Source organism: Pseudomonas sp. RC10 (assembly GCF_038397775.1).
Lineage (GTDB): Bacteria > Pseudomonadota > Gammaproteobacteria > Pseudomonadales > Pseudomonadaceae > Aquipseudomonas > Aquipseudomonas bambusae.
Genome location: NZ_CP151650.1, coordinates 4,441,796 through 4,458,370, shown reverse-complemented (window position 1 = coordinate 4,458,370; position 16,575 = coordinate 4,441,796). Strand labels below are relative to the sequence as shown.

The following is a 16,575-nucleotide window of genomic DNA, read 5'->3' as shown; positions in this document are numbered from 1 at the left end:
GCCAGATTCGATGGCTCTAGATGGATGCTTTTATGACCCAACAGCAACCGATCGCAGTTCTGGGTGGCGGCAGCTTCGGGACGGCGGTGGCCAATCTGCTGGCCGGGAACGGTCACCGGGTTCTGCAATGGATGCGTGACCCTGAGCAGGCCGAGGCGATTCGCGTCAATCGCGAGAACCCGCGCTATCTCAAGGGCATCAAGGTGCTCGACGCGGTGGAGCCGGTGACGGACCTGCAGAGCGTGCTGAGCGCCAGCCAGTTGGTGTTCGTGGCGTTGCCTTCCAGCGCCTTGCGCAGCGTGTTGACGCCCCATGTGCACTTGCTGACCGGCAAGATGCTGGTCAGCCTGACCAAAGGCATCGAGGCGGACACGTTCAAGCTGATGAGTGAAATCCTCGAAGACATCGCGCCGAAGTCGCGGATTGGCGTGCTGTCCGGGCCGAACCTCGCCCGCGAGATCGCCGAGCATGCGCTGACCGCCACGGTGGTTGCGAGTGAAGACGAAGACCTCTGCCAGCAGGTTCAGGCCGCATTGCACGGTCGCACCTTCCGCGTCTACGCGAGCGCCGACCGTTTTGGCGTGGAACTGGGCGGCGCGCTGAAAAACGTTTACGCGATCATTTCCGGCATGGCCGTCGCCCTGGGCATGGGTGAAAACACCAAAAGCATGTTGATCACCCGCGCGCTGGCCGAGATGACCCGGTTTGCCGTCAGCCAGGGGGCCAACCCGATGACTTTCCTGGGGCTGGCGGGGGTCGGTGACCTGATCGTGACGTGCTCGTCGCCGAAAAGTCGCAATTATCAGGTGGGTTTCGCGCTCGGGCAGGGCTTGAGCCTCGATGAGGCCGTGACCCGTCTGGGCGAAGTGGCCGAGGGCGTGAACACGCTGAGAGTACTCAAGGCCAAGGCGCAGGAGGTGCAGGTGTACATGCCGCTGGTCGCCGGTCTGCATGCGATTCTCTTTGAAGGGCGCACGCTGGAGCAGGTCATCGAACTGCTGATGCGCGCCGAACCCAAGACCGACGTCGATTTCATTTCGACCAGCGGTTTCAACTGATTCAACGGCCTTTGGCTTCTGGCCCGTGGAGAACACCTTGAACGAATCCAAATTCAAGCAACACGAATCGATCCTGCTGCGCATCCTGTGGATGGTGGTGTTTCTGGTGGTGTGGCAGGTCGCCGAGCTGGTGCTCGCCGTCGTGGTGCTGGTGCAGTTGGCCTACCGCCTGTTTTACGGAGCGCCAAGCCTGAGCATGATGTCGTTTGGCGACAGCCTGAGCCAGTTTCTGGCGCAGATCGGCCGCTTTGGCACGTTCCACACCGACCAGAAACCCTGGCCGTTTGCTGACTGGCCCGCGCCCCGTGCGCCCGAAGGCGAAGCGCCGCACACCGTGCCTGCAGCCAGCCATCCGGTGCGAGACGAGGAACCCAAGCTATGAATCTGTGGATTCTGCGTCACGGCGAGGCCCAGTCCCGGGCGCGCACGGATGCCGAACGCGAATTGACCGCCAACGGCCGGGAAGAAGTCCTGACCAGCGCCGCGCATTTATTGGGTCAACCACTACGCTGGATCATCGCCAGCCCTTATGTCCGCGCTCAGCAGACGGCCGAGCTGGTGCGTCAGGCGTTGGGCTTCACTGACGCCGTGGTGACCGTGCCGTGGTTGACGCCGGACAGCGACCCGCGCAAGGTTTTGGAAAATCTGGATCTGTACGCGTCGGACGACGTGCTGCTGGTCAGTCATCAGCCCCTGGTGGGGTCGTTGATTGGTCTGGCGGTGCACGGCAATCTGCAGCAGGCCGAGCCGATGCACACCGCCAGTCTCGCTCAGCTGGACGGGGATTTTCCGTTGGCCGGGGCGATGAGCCTGCTGGGTGTTCGGCATCCGGGATGAAGCCGCAATCGGGGCCGGTCATCGTTCCCTGTAGGAGTGAGCTTGCTCGCGATAGCGATATACCTGCGCCGGATGCAGTGATTGACACAGCGCATCGCGAGCAAGCTCACTCCTACAGGCGCACCTGTTGTCTGCGTAACGATTTCACCTCTTGAATGACTTCATGAAACAACAAGGAAAAACCATGAGCCTTTGGCGTGAAATCCCCGACCTTGAAGCCCTCAATGCCATGCAGAAAAACACCATCGGTGAGCTGCTGGACATTCGTTTTGAGGCGTTCGACGATCATTCCCTGACCGCCAGCATGGCGGTCGATCATCGCACGCATCAGCCCTACGGCCTGCTTCATGGGGGCGCGTCGGTGGTGTTGGCGGAAACCGTCGGCTCTTCGGCGAGCTACCTGGCCATCGACACGAGCAAATATTACTGCGTCGGCATCGAGGTCAACGCCAACCACCTCCGTGGCTTGCGCAGCGGTCGTGTGACCGCCGTGGCCCACCCGGTGCACATCGGTCGCATGACCCACGTCTGGGACATCCGCCTGACCAGCGACGACGGCAAGGCCAGTTGCATCTCCCGCCTGACCGTGGCGGTCGTGCCCCTCGGCGAACAGCCGCCTGCGCGCTGAATTCCGCGCCGTTGACCGGACTGTCATCACCGATGGCACTTCCGGTCATTGCTGTGACGGGAAGCCGGTGCGCACAATTGCCCCCTGATCAGGGTTCTCGGGATGCGCGGGCATGGCCCAACACGTTTTTTTCGCTCACGCCAATGGCTTTCCTTCCGCCACGTACGGCAAATTGTTCGCCGCGCTGGGGGATGACTATGAAATCACCCATCTGGCGCAGCATGCCCATGACCCGCGTTTTCCGGTGACCGACAACTGGACGACACTCGTTGATGAGCTGATTCACCATCTGCAAGCGCAGCCTGAACCGGTCTGGGGCGTGGGGCATTCCCTAGGCGGGGTGCTGCACTACCACGCGGCCTTGCGCCATCCCGAGTTGTATCGCGGGGTGGTGATGCTTGACTCGCCGGTGCTCACGCGCTTCGACCAATGGATGATTCGCGCCGCCAAACGCTTCGGTTTCATCGACCGCATCACCCCGGCCGGCCGCACACTGGGGCGTCGTGAAGTGTTCAGCGATCTCGACGCGGCCCGCCATTATTTCTCGGGCAAGACGCTGTTTCGTCGGTTCGATCCCGAGTGTTTCGAGGCCTACCTGCTTCATGGCCTGCAACCCCATGGCGAACAATTGCGGCTGCGTTTCGACCCGGCCATCGAGATGAGCATTTACCGCAGCGTGCCTCACACCAGTCCTGGCATCGCCCGGCATTTGCGGGTGCCGCTGGCGATGGTGCGCGGCGAGCAGAGCGACGTGGTGCGCCGTCACCATGCGTTGTCGGTGAAAAGCATGCGCGAAGGGGAGTATCTTTCGGTGCCCGGCGGGCATATGTTTCCGCTGGAACACCCCGAGGACACCGCGCAGATGCTCAAGAGCCTGTTTTCCCGCTGGGATGCCCGCGCACAATCCGCCCTTGACGTGGCCTCTCGTCAACGGGCCCACGCATGACCTGTTCTGTCGAAGAAGTCCGTCTGAGCCTGCCGCACATCGAACTGGCGGCGCACCTGTTTGGCCCGCAGGACGGCGAGCCGGTTATCGCGTTGCACGGCTGGCTGGACAACGCCAACAGCTTCGCCCGTCTGGCGCCAAAGCTTAAAGGCCTGCGCATTCTGGCGCTGGACATGGCGGGTCATGGCCACTCCGATCATCGTCCGGCCGGTGCCGGTTATGGTTTGCCGGATTACGCCCACGACGTGTTGCAGGTCGCGCAGCAGATGGGTTGGGGCACTTTCTCGCTGATGGGCCATTCGTTGGGCGCCATCGTCTCGGTGATCGTCGCGGGCTCTCTGCCGGACCGGGTCAACCGACTGGCGCTGATCGACGGGCTGATCCCGCCACTGGGCGAACCCGAGGCGGCAGCCGAGCGCATGGGCGCGGCATTGCAGGCGCAACTGACGCAATCGAGCAAGCGCAAACCGGTCTACGCCGAGATGGACCGGGCCGTCGAAGCGAGAATGAAAGGCGCAGTGGCGGTCAGTCGCGAAGCCGCCGAACTGTTGGCGCAACGTGGCTTGATGCCGGTGCCCGGGGGGTATACCTGGCGCAGCGACAGCCGCCTGACCCTGGCGTCGCCGATCCGTCTGACACGTCCGCAGGCAATGTCTTTCGTCAACGCCATCCGCTGTCCTGCGCAGTTGATCGTGGCCGAAGATGGAATTCTCGCGCAAAACAAGACCTTGCTCGAAAGCGTGCCTTTCGAGGTGACTGTGCTGCCCGGTGGCCACCATCTGCACCTCAATGACGACGGGGGCGCAACCTCTGTTGCAGACTGTTTCAATCGGTTCTTCGCCGTTTCTTGACTTGCGACCCGCAACTGCCGAGGCTGGGCGGGTTGAAACAGGAGACTGCACGATGGACCACCGCTCACGCTCGACCCGTTCACCTTTCCCACCGCCGCACGCCTGTGCGGCGTTCGTTTGCCTTTCGATTCACCTGCAATGAGAACCCCTATGCGTCTATCCCGTGCGCTGGGGTTGCTGTTATGCCTGAGCGGTCCTGTGACGATGGCCCACGCTGCCGATGTCGCGGGCAGTCAGGATTTCCCGAATCTGCCTCGCCCCACCGATGCCGAGATCGTTGACTACAAACCGGCGTCCGAGCTGGAGCGTGTCTTCCCCATGGGGTCGATTCGCAAGATCAGCGGTCAACTGCGTTTCGACGGGCAGGTCGCTGCGCGCGGGACGACCACCTCCGTCACCTATCAACTCCCCGCCGAGCGTTCTGCGGACCAAGCGTTCACGGAAGCCCGCGAGGCGCTGCAAAAACAGGGGGCTCAGTTGCTCTTCTGGTGTCAGGCGCGGGACTGCGGCGAAAGCAGCCTGTGGGCCAACGAAGTGTTCGGCAATGCCCGACTGTACGGCGCGGACAATGGCCAGGCTTATCTGCTGTTGCGCCTTAAGCCGGACAGCGACACCCTCGTCGCGCTGTACAGCATCACCCGGGGCAACCGCCGGGCCATGCTCCATGTCGAAGAGTTTCAGGCCGGTGCGCCGTTGGGCGAGTTGCTGCCGACCTCCGCGACCTTGTTACGCGAACTGAAAAGCTCCGGCGATCTCGAATTGCCGATGCTCAACGATGCGCCGAAAGAGCCGTGGATCACCTTGCTGTCCAGAGGCCTGAACCTGGACAGCACGTTGCGTGTGACGATTTCCGGTCCCCAAGGCGAGGCCTGGCGCGAAGCCTTGGTCGGCAAGGGCGTACGGGCAGCGCGTCTGGAGGCTGGCAATAAACCGACTCAGGGGCTGACCCTCGAACTCATCCGCTGAAGCGCGTTCTACACCCAGGCATGACGCCATGACGAGGCGGGCCGCGAGGTTCGCCGTTATGCTCAGGTCTGCGGACTTCTTTTCTATGGACTGAACCCATGCTCAATAATGATCGCCTGTTGGTGCAGATCCTGCTGCTGGCGCTGCTAGGCGCCTGCCTGTGGGTGATGGCGCCGTTCTGGTCGGCGCTGTTCTGGGGCGCGGTGCTGGCGTTTGCCAGTTGGCCGCTGATGCGTCTGCTGACCCGTGTGCTCAAGGGGCGCGAGTCATTGGCGGCAGCCATCTTGACCCTCGGCTGGATGCTGTTGGTGGCCGCGCCGCTGGTGTGGCTGGGGTTTAACCTCGCCGATCACGTGCGCGACGCGACGGTGTTCATCAAGGATGTGCAGGTCGACGGGTTGCCCGATCCGCCGACGTGGCTGGTCAGCGTCCCGTTCGTGGGGGAACGGCTGGTCGGTTACTGGAACACCATCGATCAGCAGGGCGCGGCGCTCTTGGCGAGCATCAAGCCGTATCTGGGGCAGGTCGGCAATTGGCTGCTGGCCCGCAGTGCGCAGATCGGCGGCGGCATTCTTGAACTGACGCTGAGTATTGTCTTCGTGTTCTTTTTCTACCGCGACGGCCCGCGACTGGCGGCGTTCGTGTTGAGCCTGCTGGAGCGGCTGATCGGCGACAAGGCGCAGTATTACGTCGATCTGGTGGCGGGCACGGTGCAGCGGGTGGTCAACGGGGTGATCGGCACGGCAGCGGCCCAGGCGATTCTGGCGTTGATCGGCTTCCTCATCGCAGGTGTGCCGGGGGCGTTGGTGCTGGGGATCGGCACGTTCTTGCTGAGCCTTGTGCCGATGGGGCCGCCTCTGATCTGGATTCCCGCCACCGCCTGGCTGGCATGGAAGGGCGAATACGGAATGGCGATTTTCCTTGGGCTGTGGGGCACGTTCATCGTCAGTGGCGTGGATAACGTGCTCAAGCCGTACTTGATCAGCCGAGGCGGCAACCTGCCGTTGGTGATCGTGCTTTTGGGCGTGTTCGGCGGCTTGCTGGCGTTCGGCTTCATCGGCCTGTTCATCGGGCCGACCTTGTTGGCCGTGGCGTATAGCCTGTTGCTGGATTGGGTGGCGGACAGCCGGTCTCGCCAGTTGCCCAAGTAAGGCGCTGAGGTTTCAACGAAACCGCCGCCGGGCTTGGGTCTGGCGGTAGTGATCGGGCATTTTCCGAGGCGTTGGGCCAGGCGACATATCTCCATCGGCTGGTCTATTTTTCGCGAATGAATTCGCTCCTACAGGAGTTCGATCTCGCCTCAGAGCCCACGGCTTGGCACGGATGGGTCTGTAGGAGCGAATTCATTCGCGAGGGCCAGCACATCCGGCCGCTATGTGTCGGCTGTACCCTCGGTTCGCGAATGAATTCGCGCCCACAGGGTATAACAATCGCCTTAAAAATTTAAACCCTTGGCAGATCGACGACCGCCGTCAGGCCGCCCCCCGGCGTTTCTTCCAGACGCAGATCACCGCCCATGCGGCGGGCAGCTTCGCGGGCGATGGTCATGCCGATGCCGACGCCACCGGAGTTGCGGTTGCGCGAGCCCTCGACGCGGTAGAAGGGTTCGAACACTGCTTCGCGCAAGTTTTCCGGAATGCCGGGGCCTTGGTCGACGACCCTAATGCGCAGCCGTTCGGTGGAATCCTCAATCATCACCCGTGCGTGTCCGGCGTAGCGCAAGGCATTGTCGATCAGGTTGTGCAGGCACGAGCGCAGGGCCATCGGTTGGGACTTCAGCGGCTTGCAGGTGCCGCTCGCCTCGACATCATCGCCATTGTCCTGCGCGTTCTCGGTCAACGATTCGATCAGCGCCTGCACGTCGAAATATTGCAGGGCCTCGCTGGTGCGCTCTTCGTTCAGGTAGGTCAGGGTCGCGTCGAGCATGGCGATCATGTCGTTCAGGTCCTGGGTCATCTGACCGTGCAGCTTCGGCTCTTCGATCTGCTCGACCCGCAATTTCAGCCGCGCCAAGGGGGTGCGTAAATCGTGGGACACCGCGGCCAGCATGCGGCCCCGTTGCTGCACCTGATCGCGAATCCGCTCCTGCATCAGGTTGAACGTGGCGGCGGCCTGCCGGGCTTCGCGAGGGCCAGTGATGGCCAGCGGCGGGCTGTCGAGGTTTTCGCTCAGGCGTTCGGCGGCGTCGCTGATGCGCTGCACCGGCCGACTCAGGGCCTTGGCGCCGAACCACGCGGCAATCACCAGCGTCACCAGTTGAAAAAACAGCGGAATCAGCGGAATGCCCAGAAACGGTGGGCGTCCCGGAGGGGGCGGCGGCGGGCGCAGGGCGTTAAGGGCCGAGGACAATTCGCTGCTTTCCCCGGACGGTTCGGCGGGGTGGGCGTTCTGATAGGCCGACGGCGGGGGCGGCATGGCCGGACCGTAATGGTGAAACCAGATGAACGCCAACAGGTGCGCGAGGATGATCGCCAGCACCGCGCCGCCGAACAGCCGGGCGAAGAGGGTGTCAGCCGAGCGGATCAACCAATCTCCCTGGCGTCGAACATATAGCCTTCGCCGCGTACGGTCTTGATCAGTTGCGGGGATTTCGGGTCGTCGCCGAGCTTCTGCCGCAGACGCGATACCAACAAATCGATGCTGCGATCGAACGCTTCGATGGAGCGGCCTCGGGCGGCGTCCAGCAGTTGCTCGCGATTGAGCACCCGACGCGGACGTTCAAGAAACACGCGCAGCAGGCGGAATTCGGCGTTGGACAGCGGCACCACCAGGCCATCAGGGGCCGTCAGTTGGCGCAGGACGCTGTTCAGGCGCCAGTTGTCGAAGCGCAAAGTAGTGCGCTCTTCGGTGCGGTCGTCCCGGACGCGGCGCAGGATGGTCTGGATACGCGCCACCAGTTCCCGGGGCTCGAACGGCTTGGCCATGTAGTCGTCGGCGCCCAGTTCCAGGCCGATGATGCGGTCGGTGGGTTCGCAACGGGCGGTCAGCATCAGGATCGGGATGTCCGACGAACCGCGCAGCCAGCGGCAGAGGGACAGGCCGTCTTCACCGGGAAGCATCAGGTCAAGGACCACGACGTCGTAGGTTTCTTCAGCCAGCGCCTGACGCATGGCGTTGCCGTCGGTGACACCGGTGCTCTGGATATTGAAGCGGGCGAGGTAGTCGCACAGCAGCTCGCGGATTGGCACGTCGTCATCGACGATCAGGGCGCGAGTGTTCCAGCGCCGCTCTTCAGCCGGTGCGGTGGCGGTGTTGCTGTCAGGGGTCGTGTGCATGTTGCTGCCGCCATGTGATGCCGCCGGGAAGGGCCGCGAAATGAGGAACGACGCTGCCATGCTACTTCGCAGGCGAGCGGGGCGGAAGGGTGAGCGGCTGAGGTGTCGGCGGGTTGTCGTGAATGTATCAGGAAAGCTACAAGCGGTTGTGATGGGGAGGCGTCACGCCAATCCCCCTTTTAGCCGCCCGGCCGGGCCGCTAAAAGAGGGGGCGTTTCACGATCAGATGACCGCGAGAATCGCTTGGGTCACGGCTTCAATGTTGCGCTTGTTCAACGCTGCCACGCAGATGCGACCGGTGTCCAGGGCATAGATGCCGAACTCATTGCGCAGACGATGCACCTGCGGTGTGGTCAGGCCCGAGTACGAGAACATGCCACGCTGGCGCGCCACGAAGCTGAAGTCCTGACCCGCAGCGTTGTTCGCCAGACGTTGGGTCATTTCTTCGCGCATGCCTTTGATCCGCACACGCATTTCAGCCAGCTCGTCTTCCCACTTCTGACGCAACTCAGGGTTGTTCAGCACTGCGGCGACGATGGTCGCGCCGTGGGTCGGCGGGTTGGAGTAGTTGGTGCGGATGACACGCTTGACTTGCGACAGTACGCGCGAGGTCTCTTCTTGCGAATCGGTGACGATGGACAGCGCGCCGACACGCTCGCCATACAGCGAGAACGACTTGGAGAACGAGCTGGAGGCGAAGAAGGTCAGGCCGGAATCGGCGAACAGACGCACGGCGGCGGCGTCTTCGTCGATGCCGTCGCCAAAGCCCTGATAGGCCATGTCGAGGAACGGCACGTGGCCCTTGGCTTTCAGAACGTCGAGGACTTTTTTCCAGTCTTCGAGGGTCAGGTCCACGCCGGTCGGGTTGTGGCAGCAGGCGTGCAGCACAACGATGGAGCCGGACGGCAGGTTCTGCAGGTCTTCCAGCATGCCTGCGCGGTTCACGTCGTGGGTCGCGGCGTCGTAGTAGCGGTAGTTCTGCACCGGGAAACCGGCAGTTTCGAACAGCGCGCGGTGGTTTTCCCAGCTCGGGTCGCTGATGGCCACAACGGTGTTTGGCGACAGCTGCTTGAGGAAGTCAGCACCGATTTTCAGGGCGCCCGTGCCGCCGACGGCTTGCACAGTCACGACGCGGCCCGAGGCCAGCAATGGGGACTCGGCACCGAACAGCAGGGTTTGCACGGCCTTGTCGTAGGCGGCGATGCCGTCAATCGGCAGGTAGCCACGCGGGACGTGTTGAGCGACGCGAATTTCCTCTGCTTCGGCAACGGCACGCAGCAGCGGAATTTTCCCTTCTTCGTTGCTGTAAACGCCCACACCCAAGTTGACCTTGGTGGTACGGGTATCGGCGTTGAATGCTTCGTTGAGGCCCAGGATAGGATCGCGTGGTGCCATTTCGACAGCGGAAAACAGGCTCATTTTTGCAGGGGCTCTGAATGGGAGTGAATGGATTGCATCGCTCCGGCCGAATGCACTAGAGCGGTGCGCAAACGGGGAGTCAGTATAGAGAGCATCGCGGGCGGGGGCGACAGGCCGGGGGTGGTTTTTTCCCGGTTTTTCCGATTATTTTCGACCATTAGTCATGTGGCGCGGACTAATGTCCTGATGATGGCTTGAAAGCTGGCGTTGGCGACTCCATTTGTAGTCCCATCACACACCTTCATGTACGTCTTTTCTCCCGGCGAGATCAGTCGTCCGCGCTCATTACGCCCTGGCTCCGAATCTACCTGCGAGCGAGGGCGAACACAGAGGTACGTCATGTCCGAGTTTCAGCTCGTTACCCGTTTTGAGCCGGCCGGTGATCAGCCGGAGGCGATTCGTCAGTTAGTAGAAGGCATCGACGCCGGTTTGTCGCACCAGACCCTGCTCGGGGTGACCGGCTCAGGCAAGACCTTCAGCATCGCCAACGTCATTCAGCAAGTGCAGCGCCCGACCATGGTCCTCGCCCCGAACAAGACCCTGGCTGCGCAGCTGTATGGAGAGTTCAAGGCGTTTTTTCCGAACAACGCTGTCGAATACTTCGTTTCTTATTACGACTACTACCAGCCCGAAGCCTACGTGCCGTCGTCGGACACCTTCATCGAGAAGGATGCGTCGATCAACGACCACATCGAGCAGATGCGTTTGTCCGCGACCAAGGCGCTGCTGGAGCGCAAGGACGCGATCATCGTCACCACGGTGTCGTGCATCTACGGCCTGGGCAGCCCGGAAACTTACTTGCGGATGGTGCTGCACGTCGATCGCGGCGACAAAATGGACCAGCGCGCCTTGCTGCGCCGTCTCGCCGACTTGCAATACACCCGCAATGACATGGACTTCGCCCGTGCGACCTTCCGCGTGCGCGGCGACGTGATTGATATCTTCCCGGCGGAATCGGACCTGGAAGCCATCCGCATCGAGCTGTTCGACGATGAGGTCGAGAGCCTGTCGGCCTTCGACCCGTTGACCGGCGAGGTGATCCGCAAGTTGCCGCGTTTCACCTTCTACCCGAAAAGCCACTACGTGACCCCGCGCGAAACGCTGCTGGACGCGATGGAAGGGATCAAGGTCGAGTTGCAGGAACGTCTGGAATATTTGCGCGGCGCGAACAAACTGGTGGAAGCGCAGCGGCTGGAGCAGCGCACTCGGTTCGACCTGGAAATGATCCTCGAACTCGGCTACTGCAACGGCATCGAGAACTACTCGCGCTACCTGTCGGGCCGTCCCGCCGGGGCGCCGCCGCCGACCCTCTACGACTACCTCCCGGCCGACGCGCTGCTAGTGATCGACGAATCCCACGTCAGCGTGCCTCAGGTCGGCGCGATGTACAAAGGCGACCGTTCGCGCAAGGAAACGCTGGTGGAATACGGCTTCCGACTGCCGTCGGCGCTGGACAACCGGCCCATGCGCTTCGATGAATGGGAAGGTGTCAGTCCGCAGACCATTTTCGTCTCGGCGACCCCCGGCCCGTACGAAGGCGAGCACGCTGGCCGTACGGTCGAACAGGTGGTGCGCCCGACCGGTCTGGTGGACCCGCAGATCGAGATTCGCCCGGCGTTGACTCAGGTCGACGATCTGCTGTCCGAGATTCACAAACGTGTGGCGGTGGAAGAGCGGGTGCTGGTCACGACGCTGACCAAGCGCATGTCCGAAGACCTCACCGATTACCTGGCCGACCACGGCGTGCGTGTGCGCTATCTGCACTCGGACATCGACACGGTGGAGCGGGTCGAGATCATCCGCGACCTGCGTTTGGGCACTTTCGACGTGTTGGTGGGGATCAACCTGTTGCGCGAAGGCCTGGACATGCCGGAAGTGTCGCTGGTGGCGATTCTCGACGCTGACAAAGAAGGCTTCCTGCGTTCCGAACGCTCGCTGATTCAGACCATTGGCCGGGCGGCGCGGAACCTGAATGGCCGGGCGATTCTCTACGCCGACAACATCACCGGCTCCATGGAACGGGCGATTGGCGAGACCGAGCGCCGTCGTGACAAGCAGATTGCGTTCAACCTGGCCAACGGTATCACCCCGAAAGGCGTGTTCAAGGACGTTGCCGACATCATGGAAGGCGCCACCGTGCCAGGCTCGCGCAGCAAGAAGCGCAAAGGCATGGCCAAGGCCGCCGAAGAAAACGCCAAGTACGAGGCCGAACTGCGCTCACCGAGCGAAATCACCAAACGCATTCGTCAGCTGGAAGAGAAGATGTATCAGCTCGCCCGCGACCTGGAATTCGAAGCCGCCGCACAGATGCGCGACGAAATCACCAAATTGCGTGAGCGGTTATTGGCGGTTTGATTCACCGCATGGCTATTGGCTAAACGGCGATCACCTGTAGGAGCGAATTCATTCGGGAAATAGGGTTCAGACGATGAAGATGTGTGGGTTGTACCGACGAAGGGTCGGTATGCCTGCCACTTCCTCGCCAGATTTACCGTCGTCTCGCGAATGAATTCGCTCCTACAGGGGGAATGGATTACCAGCCTGAACGCGTCGTGACTGGATAACCGTTAATCATCTGTAGGAGCGAATTCATTCGCGAAAAATCGTACAGGCGACAGGGATTTGTCGCCTGTACCGGCTAGTCATCGGAATGCCATCCGGAATGCACCCGCCCCTACAGCAGGGATGCGCGCGTTCAACCGACTGAAAACAAGAAAGGCCCCCATCGATGCAACGAACCACCGAACGCTTGATCCTCAGACCGCCCACCCGCGACGACGTCGCCAGCCTGTTCGCCATCTACGGCGACCCGGCGACTCACCAGTTCAACCCTTTCGGACCTCTGACCCAGCTTGATCAGGCGCAATCCCTGCTCGACGGTTGGCTGGCTCACTGGGAGGAAAAGGGCTATGGGCAATGGGCGATCTGCACGTGTGAGTTTCCTGATGAAGTGATCGGCTTCGGCGGCCTCGATGCCCGTCGCTATGGCGACGTTCTGCGGTTGAATCTGGGCTATCGCTTCGGCCCCAAGGCCTGGGGGAAGGGGTTCGCCACCGAACTCAGTCAGGCGGCGCTGGCGTTCGGGTTCGTTGAGCTACGAGTGCCCGAGGTCTACGCGGTGGTCAGACCCCTGCACCATGCGTCGATCCGCGTGCTGGAGAAGGTTGGCATGCAGCGCATCGATACCCTCGACGACGTCCCGGGGCAGGCGCCGAGCCTGGTGTATCGGTCGATGCGCCCGGCCTGAAGCAACCGGGCTGCGACGGTGGAAGGCGTCAGTCTTCGCTCAACTCGCAAAATCGCAAGCGATTGCCAAACGGGTCGGCGATTTCCATCACTTTGCCCCAGCCTTGTTCCTGAATGCCTGGTCGGGCGTGTTTGTAGCGTTTGGCGTTGAGTTCGGCGTGAAGGCTGTCTATGTCGTTCACCGGCACGAAGACCGTCGAACCCGGCGTGGCGTCGCCATGGTGGCCGGTCAGGTGAATCACCAGATCGCCTCGACGGATTTGGGCATACAGCGGGAGGTCGTCTTCGAAGCGATGCTCCCATTCAATCTGAAAGCCGAGAAAGTCGACGTAAAACGCCTTGGCCTGTTCTTCGGAAAAGATCCGCAACAGCGGAATGGCCCCTGAAATCTGCATGACACCCTGCTTCCTTGAAGGTTGAAGAGGGGCGAGTCTAGCCCAATCGGTGCGCCAGGCCAGCGTCGACTTTCCGACAGACAGCGGTGTTTGCGCAAACAGGTTGCCAAGCAACGGCACATTGCCATATGTATAGTGCCGTTATTACCGCTTCCGGGCATCGTCCATGAAATTCCTGTGCCCTTTGTGGTTGATGTGCTGCTGCCTGTTCGCGTCCTTGCACGCCAACGGCGCCGAGCAAACGCTGCGCGTTCTGGCCTGGCCGGGTTATGCCGACAGCGATCTGGTAAGCGTGTTCGAAAAGCGCTTCAAAGTGAAGGTCGAGGTCACGCTGGTAGGCAGCGACGAAGTGCTGCGCAGCAAATTGGCGGAAAACAACGGCGGCGATTTTGACGTCATCGCGGCCAACACGGCCGAGATTCATAACTACGCGAATCTGGGCCTGCTGCAGCCCGTGCACCCGGAACGGATCGCCAACACAGCGCGTCAGTTGCCGCGTTTTCGAGATTATTCCCGGCTGCCCGACATCATCGTGAAGGGCCAGACGTATGCCATCCCCTACCTGTGGTCTGACATGGGGCTGATTTACGACCGCAAGCAATTCAGCCAGCCGCCGGACTCGATCACCAGCATGTGGGACCCGCGATTTCAGGGGCGAGTGCTGGCGTTCAACACCAGTAATCACAATTTCTCCATCGCGAGCCTGGCCTTGGGCGGTGACCCTTTTCAGATTTCACCGGAAGATTTTCCGCGGGTCACCGACAAACTGATCGCCTTGCGCCGCAATGTGCTGACGTTCTATGCCCTGCCGGAAGAGGCTGCCGAGTTGTTCCGCAGCCATTCCGTGGCGTTGATATTTGCCAATTACGGTCGTCAGCAACTCAAACAGCTGCGCGACGACGGCGCCGATGTCGGCTACGTCGTGCCCAGCGAGGGCGCGCTGGCGTGGCTCGATTGCTGGGCCATCAGCAGCGGGGCGCGGGACCCGGTACTGGCGGCGGCGTGGATCAATTACATGCTTGAACCTGAGGTCAGCCGCGTCATCACCGAGCGTCAGGACCTTTCCAACACCTTGCAGGAACCCAAGGACGCCAGCCCGTTGAACCGTCTCATCTGGCTGCGCCCGGTAGAGGACGACCAGCGGCGAGCGGCGTTATGGCAACGCATCGTGTCCGGCGAACGGCCGCCGTTGGGGGAATCGCGATGAGGTTCGGCATAGCGTTCAAGCTGGGCTGTTTAATGGCGCTGTTCGGCATGCTGCCGACAGGGCTGGCGGGTTATTACATTTACCACAGCAGCCGGGACCTGCTGCTGCAGGCGGCCGAGCGCGACTTGCTGACCTCGGTACAAGTGCTGGGGCGCAACTTGCACGCCAGCCTGCGTAACATTTCGCTGGACGCCCAGGTGTTGACCAATGGCCCGCAGGTTCATGACCTGGATGCGATCCAAGACCCGGCACTGCGCACGACCGTGCAGGACAACCTGGCCGAGTCGTTCCGGGCGATGCTGCTGGCCCACCCCGACTACATGCAGATTCGTCTGATCAGCACCACCGACCACGGGCTTGAGCTGGTGCGGCAGGACCGCGACGGGTCGAATATCGTCAGGGTCGAGGGCGCGGACCTGCAAGAGAAGGGGCATTACGGCTACGTTTTCGAGGCGCTTCACATGCCGGTGGGCGAGGTGCGGATTTCCCCCATCGTCATTAACCACGAGCAGGGCGCGCATTCGGGCCTCGGCAAGCCGACGTTGCATGTGTCGACACCGGTGGCAAACGCCGACGGCAAGGTGTTTGCGCTGCTGGTGATCAACGTCGATCTGGATCAGTTGTTCACACAGTTGCAGGGCGATCTGCCGAAGGAATATCAGGTGTACCTGAGCAACCGTTGGGGCGATCTGCTGGTGCATCCTGACCATCGACGCACGTTCGGTTTCGATCAGGGACGTCGTCTGTTTTTGCAGGATGAGTTTCCCGAAGTGTCCCGTCTGTTGGCCGACACCGGGCCGACGGCGTTGATCGGTCGCAGCGTGGAAGGTGATCGGCGCGACAAGCTGGTCGCCGCCTTCGTCAAGCTGTCCGACAATGCCGCCTCGGCCCCCTTTGTGGTGCTGGGGCTTGGCCAGCCGCAGAGCCACGTGCTAGCACAGACCTCGCGGGCGGGCACCAGCATCATGCAGATTGCGCTGCTGTTCAGCGTGCTGGCGCTGTTGGCGGCGGTGATCGCGTCCCGGGCTTTGATTCGGCCGTTGCGCAGCATGACCGATGCCGTGGAGTTGTTTTCCCGGGAGCGCAAGATCAGCGAACTGCCGCCTCGGGCGGACGAATTGGGCGTGTTGGCTCACCGTTTTCATGCGATGAAACAGGAAATCCTCACCCAGCTTGGTGACCTGACCAGCAGCCGCGCGGCGTTTGAACACCTGGCCCGGCATGACCCGCTGACTGAACTGCCGAATCGGCGCATGTGTTTCGAGCGACTGGAGCAGGCGTTGGTCGCAGCGCGGGTGAACGACCGGAAAATGGCGCTGGTGTTTGTCGATCTGGACCACTTCAAGGAAATCAACGACGAGCACGGCCACCGTTTTGGCGATCTGGTGTTGCAGGCCGTGGCCAAACTGTTGACCTCATCCAGCGAGGGGGCCGACTGTGTCGCGCGTCTGGGCGGTGATGAATTCGTGATGTGTTTCAGTGACCTCAAGGACCCGCAGAAAATCATCGGGCTGCTGGAAAAACTGCACCAGTGCTTCCAGTTGCCGCTGTTTATCGAAGGGCATCGGGTGAAAATCCACGCCAGCATGGGCGTCAGCCTGTTCCCACGGGATGGCGACGACATCGGGACATTGATTCAACACGCCGACCACGCGATGTACCGGGCCAAAAGTGCGGGGCGCAACCGGTATTCGTTCGAGGTGTTGGGCGGAGACTGACGCGATTTGCCCCGGCGACGTTCTCGGTC

At 61.9% G+C, this 16,575-nt stretch carries 16 protein-coding genes; 12 read left to right on the top strand and 4 right to left on the bottom strand.

What is annotated here, in order from left to right; translation table 11 throughout:
• Positions 1–32 precede the first annotated feature (32 nt).
• From AAEO81_RS20420 to AAEO81_RS20385, 8 genes are all read left to right on the top strand, one after another.
• On the top strand, positions 33–1,058 hold the full coding sequence (locus AAEO81_RS20420) for an NAD(P)H-dependent glycerol-3-phosphate dehydrogenase (protein ID WP_341958767.1): 1,026 nt from the start codon (positions 33–35) through the stop codon (positions 1,056–1,058).
• A gap of 37 nt (positions 1,059–1,095) precedes the next feature.
• Positions 1,096–1,440 carry a DUF4389 domain-containing protein gene (locus AAEO81_RS20415; RefSeq protein ID WP_341958766.1) on the top strand — a complete coding sequence of 115 codons (345 nt, stop codon included), beginning with the start codon at positions 1,096–1,098 and terminating at the stop codon, positions 1,438–1,440.
• On the top strand, positions 1,437–1,895 hold the full coding sequence (gene sixA / locus AAEO81_RS20410; protein ID WP_341958765.1) for a phosphohistidine phosphatase SixA: 459 nt from the start codon (positions 1,437–1,439) through the stop codon (positions 1,893–1,895). Before AAEO81_RS20415 ends, sixA begins: the two co-directional genes overlap by 4 nt.
• A gap of 184 nt (positions 1,896–2,079) precedes the next feature.
• On the top strand, positions 2,080–2,523 hold the full coding sequence (locus AAEO81_RS20405) for a hotdog fold thioesterase (protein ID WP_341958764.1): 444 nt from the start codon (positions 2,080–2,082) through the stop codon (positions 2,521–2,523).
• A gap of 112 nt (positions 2,524–2,635) precedes the next feature.
• Positions 2,636–3,469 carry an alpha/beta hydrolase gene (locus AAEO81_RS20400; protein WP_341958763.1) on the top strand — a complete coding sequence of 278 codons (834 nt, stop codon included), beginning with the start codon at positions 2,636–2,638 and terminating at the stop codon, positions 3,467–3,469.
• Complete coding sequence (locus tag AAEO81_RS20395; protein WP_341958762.1) at positions 3,466–4,320, top strand: alpha/beta hydrolase; 855 nt, start codon at positions 3,466–3,468, stop codon at positions 4,318–4,320. The genes AAEO81_RS20400 and AAEO81_RS20395 overlap by 4 nt, the downstream gene beginning before the upstream one ends.
• A gap of 150 nt (positions 4,321–4,470) precedes the next feature.
• The gene (locus tag AAEO81_RS20390; RefSeq protein WP_341958761.1) at positions 4,471–5,286 is read left to right on the top strand and encodes a DUF4892 domain-containing protein; all 816 of its coding nucleotides are present in this window, start codon (positions 4,471–4,473) and stop codon (positions 5,284–5,286) included.
• Positions 5,287–5,384: 98 nt separating this feature from the next.
• Positions 5,385–6,437 (top strand): AI-2E family transporter, encoded by a 1,053-nt coding sequence (locus AAEO81_RS20385; RefSeq protein ID WP_341958760.1) that lies wholly within the window; start codon positions 5,385–5,387, stop codon positions 6,435–6,437.
• A gap of 292 nt (positions 6,438–6,729) precedes the next feature.
• Here the strand turns inward: AAEO81_RS20385 and AAEO81_RS20380 are convergent, their stop codons facing one another.
• The 3 genes from AAEO81_RS20380 to AAEO81_RS20370 all read right to left on the bottom strand — a co-directional run bounded on the left by AAEO81_RS20380 (position 6,730) and on the right by AAEO81_RS20370 (position 9,980).
• Positions 6,730–7,812 (bottom strand): HAMP domain-containing sensor histidine kinase, encoded by a 1,083-nt coding sequence (locus AAEO81_RS20380; RefSeq protein WP_341958759.1) that lies wholly within the window; start codon positions 7,810–7,812, stop codon positions 6,730–6,732.
• Positions 7,809–8,561: a response regulator gene (locus tag AAEO81_RS20375; RefSeq protein ID WP_166598582.1), complete on the bottom strand. Its 753-nt coding sequence runs from the start codon at positions 8,559–8,561 to the stop codon at positions 7,809–7,811. Before AAEO81_RS20375 ends, AAEO81_RS20380 begins: the two co-directional genes overlap by 4 nt.
• Positions 8,562–8,783: 222 nt before the next feature.
• Entirely contained in the window at positions 8,784–9,980 is a 1,197-nt protein-coding gene (locus AAEO81_RS20370; RefSeq protein WP_341958758.1) for an amino acid aminotransferase, read from the bottom strand.
• A 339-nt stretch (positions 9,981–10,319) separates the two neighbouring features.
• Here AAEO81_RS20370 and uvrB point away from each other — a divergent pair, with 339 nt between their 5' ends.
• The gene (gene uvrB / locus AAEO81_RS20365) at positions 10,320–12,335 is read left to right on the top strand and encodes an excinuclease ABC subunit UvrB (protein WP_341958757.1); all 2,016 of its coding nucleotides are present in this window, start codon (positions 10,320–10,322) and stop codon (positions 12,333–12,335) included.
• A 373-nt stretch (positions 12,336–12,708) separates the two neighbouring features.
• Positions 12,709–13,227 (top strand): GNAT family N-acetyltransferase, encoded by a 519-nt coding sequence (locus AAEO81_RS20360; protein ID WP_341958756.1) that lies wholly within the window; start codon positions 12,709–12,711, stop codon positions 13,225–13,227.
• A gap of 28 nt (positions 13,228–13,255) precedes the next feature.
• Here AAEO81_RS20360 and AAEO81_RS20355 read toward each other — a convergent pair whose 3' ends face one another.
• Positions 13,256–13,621, bottom strand: a complete 366-nt coding sequence (locus tag AAEO81_RS20355) for a glyoxalase superfamily protein (RefSeq protein WP_341958755.1) — start codon at positions 13,619–13,621, stop codon at positions 13,256–13,258.
• Between the two features lie 166 nt (positions 13,622–13,787).
• Here AAEO81_RS20355 and AAEO81_RS20350 point away from each other — a divergent pair, with 166 nt between their 5' ends.
• Together AAEO81_RS20350 and AAEO81_RS20345 are read left to right on the top strand one after the other, a co-directional pair.
• Positions 13,788–14,828 (top strand): extracellular solute-binding protein, encoded by a 1,041-nt coding sequence (locus AAEO81_RS20350; RefSeq protein ID WP_341958754.1) that lies wholly within the window; start codon positions 13,788–13,790, stop codon positions 14,826–14,828.
• Complete coding sequence (locus AAEO81_RS20345) at positions 14,825–16,546, top strand: diguanylate cyclase (RefSeq protein ID WP_341958753.1); 1,722 nt, start codon at positions 14,825–14,827, stop codon at positions 16,544–16,546. Before AAEO81_RS20350 ends, AAEO81_RS20345 begins: the two co-directional genes overlap by 4 nt.
• The last annotated feature ends 29 nt before the right edge of the window (positions 16,547–16,575 follow it).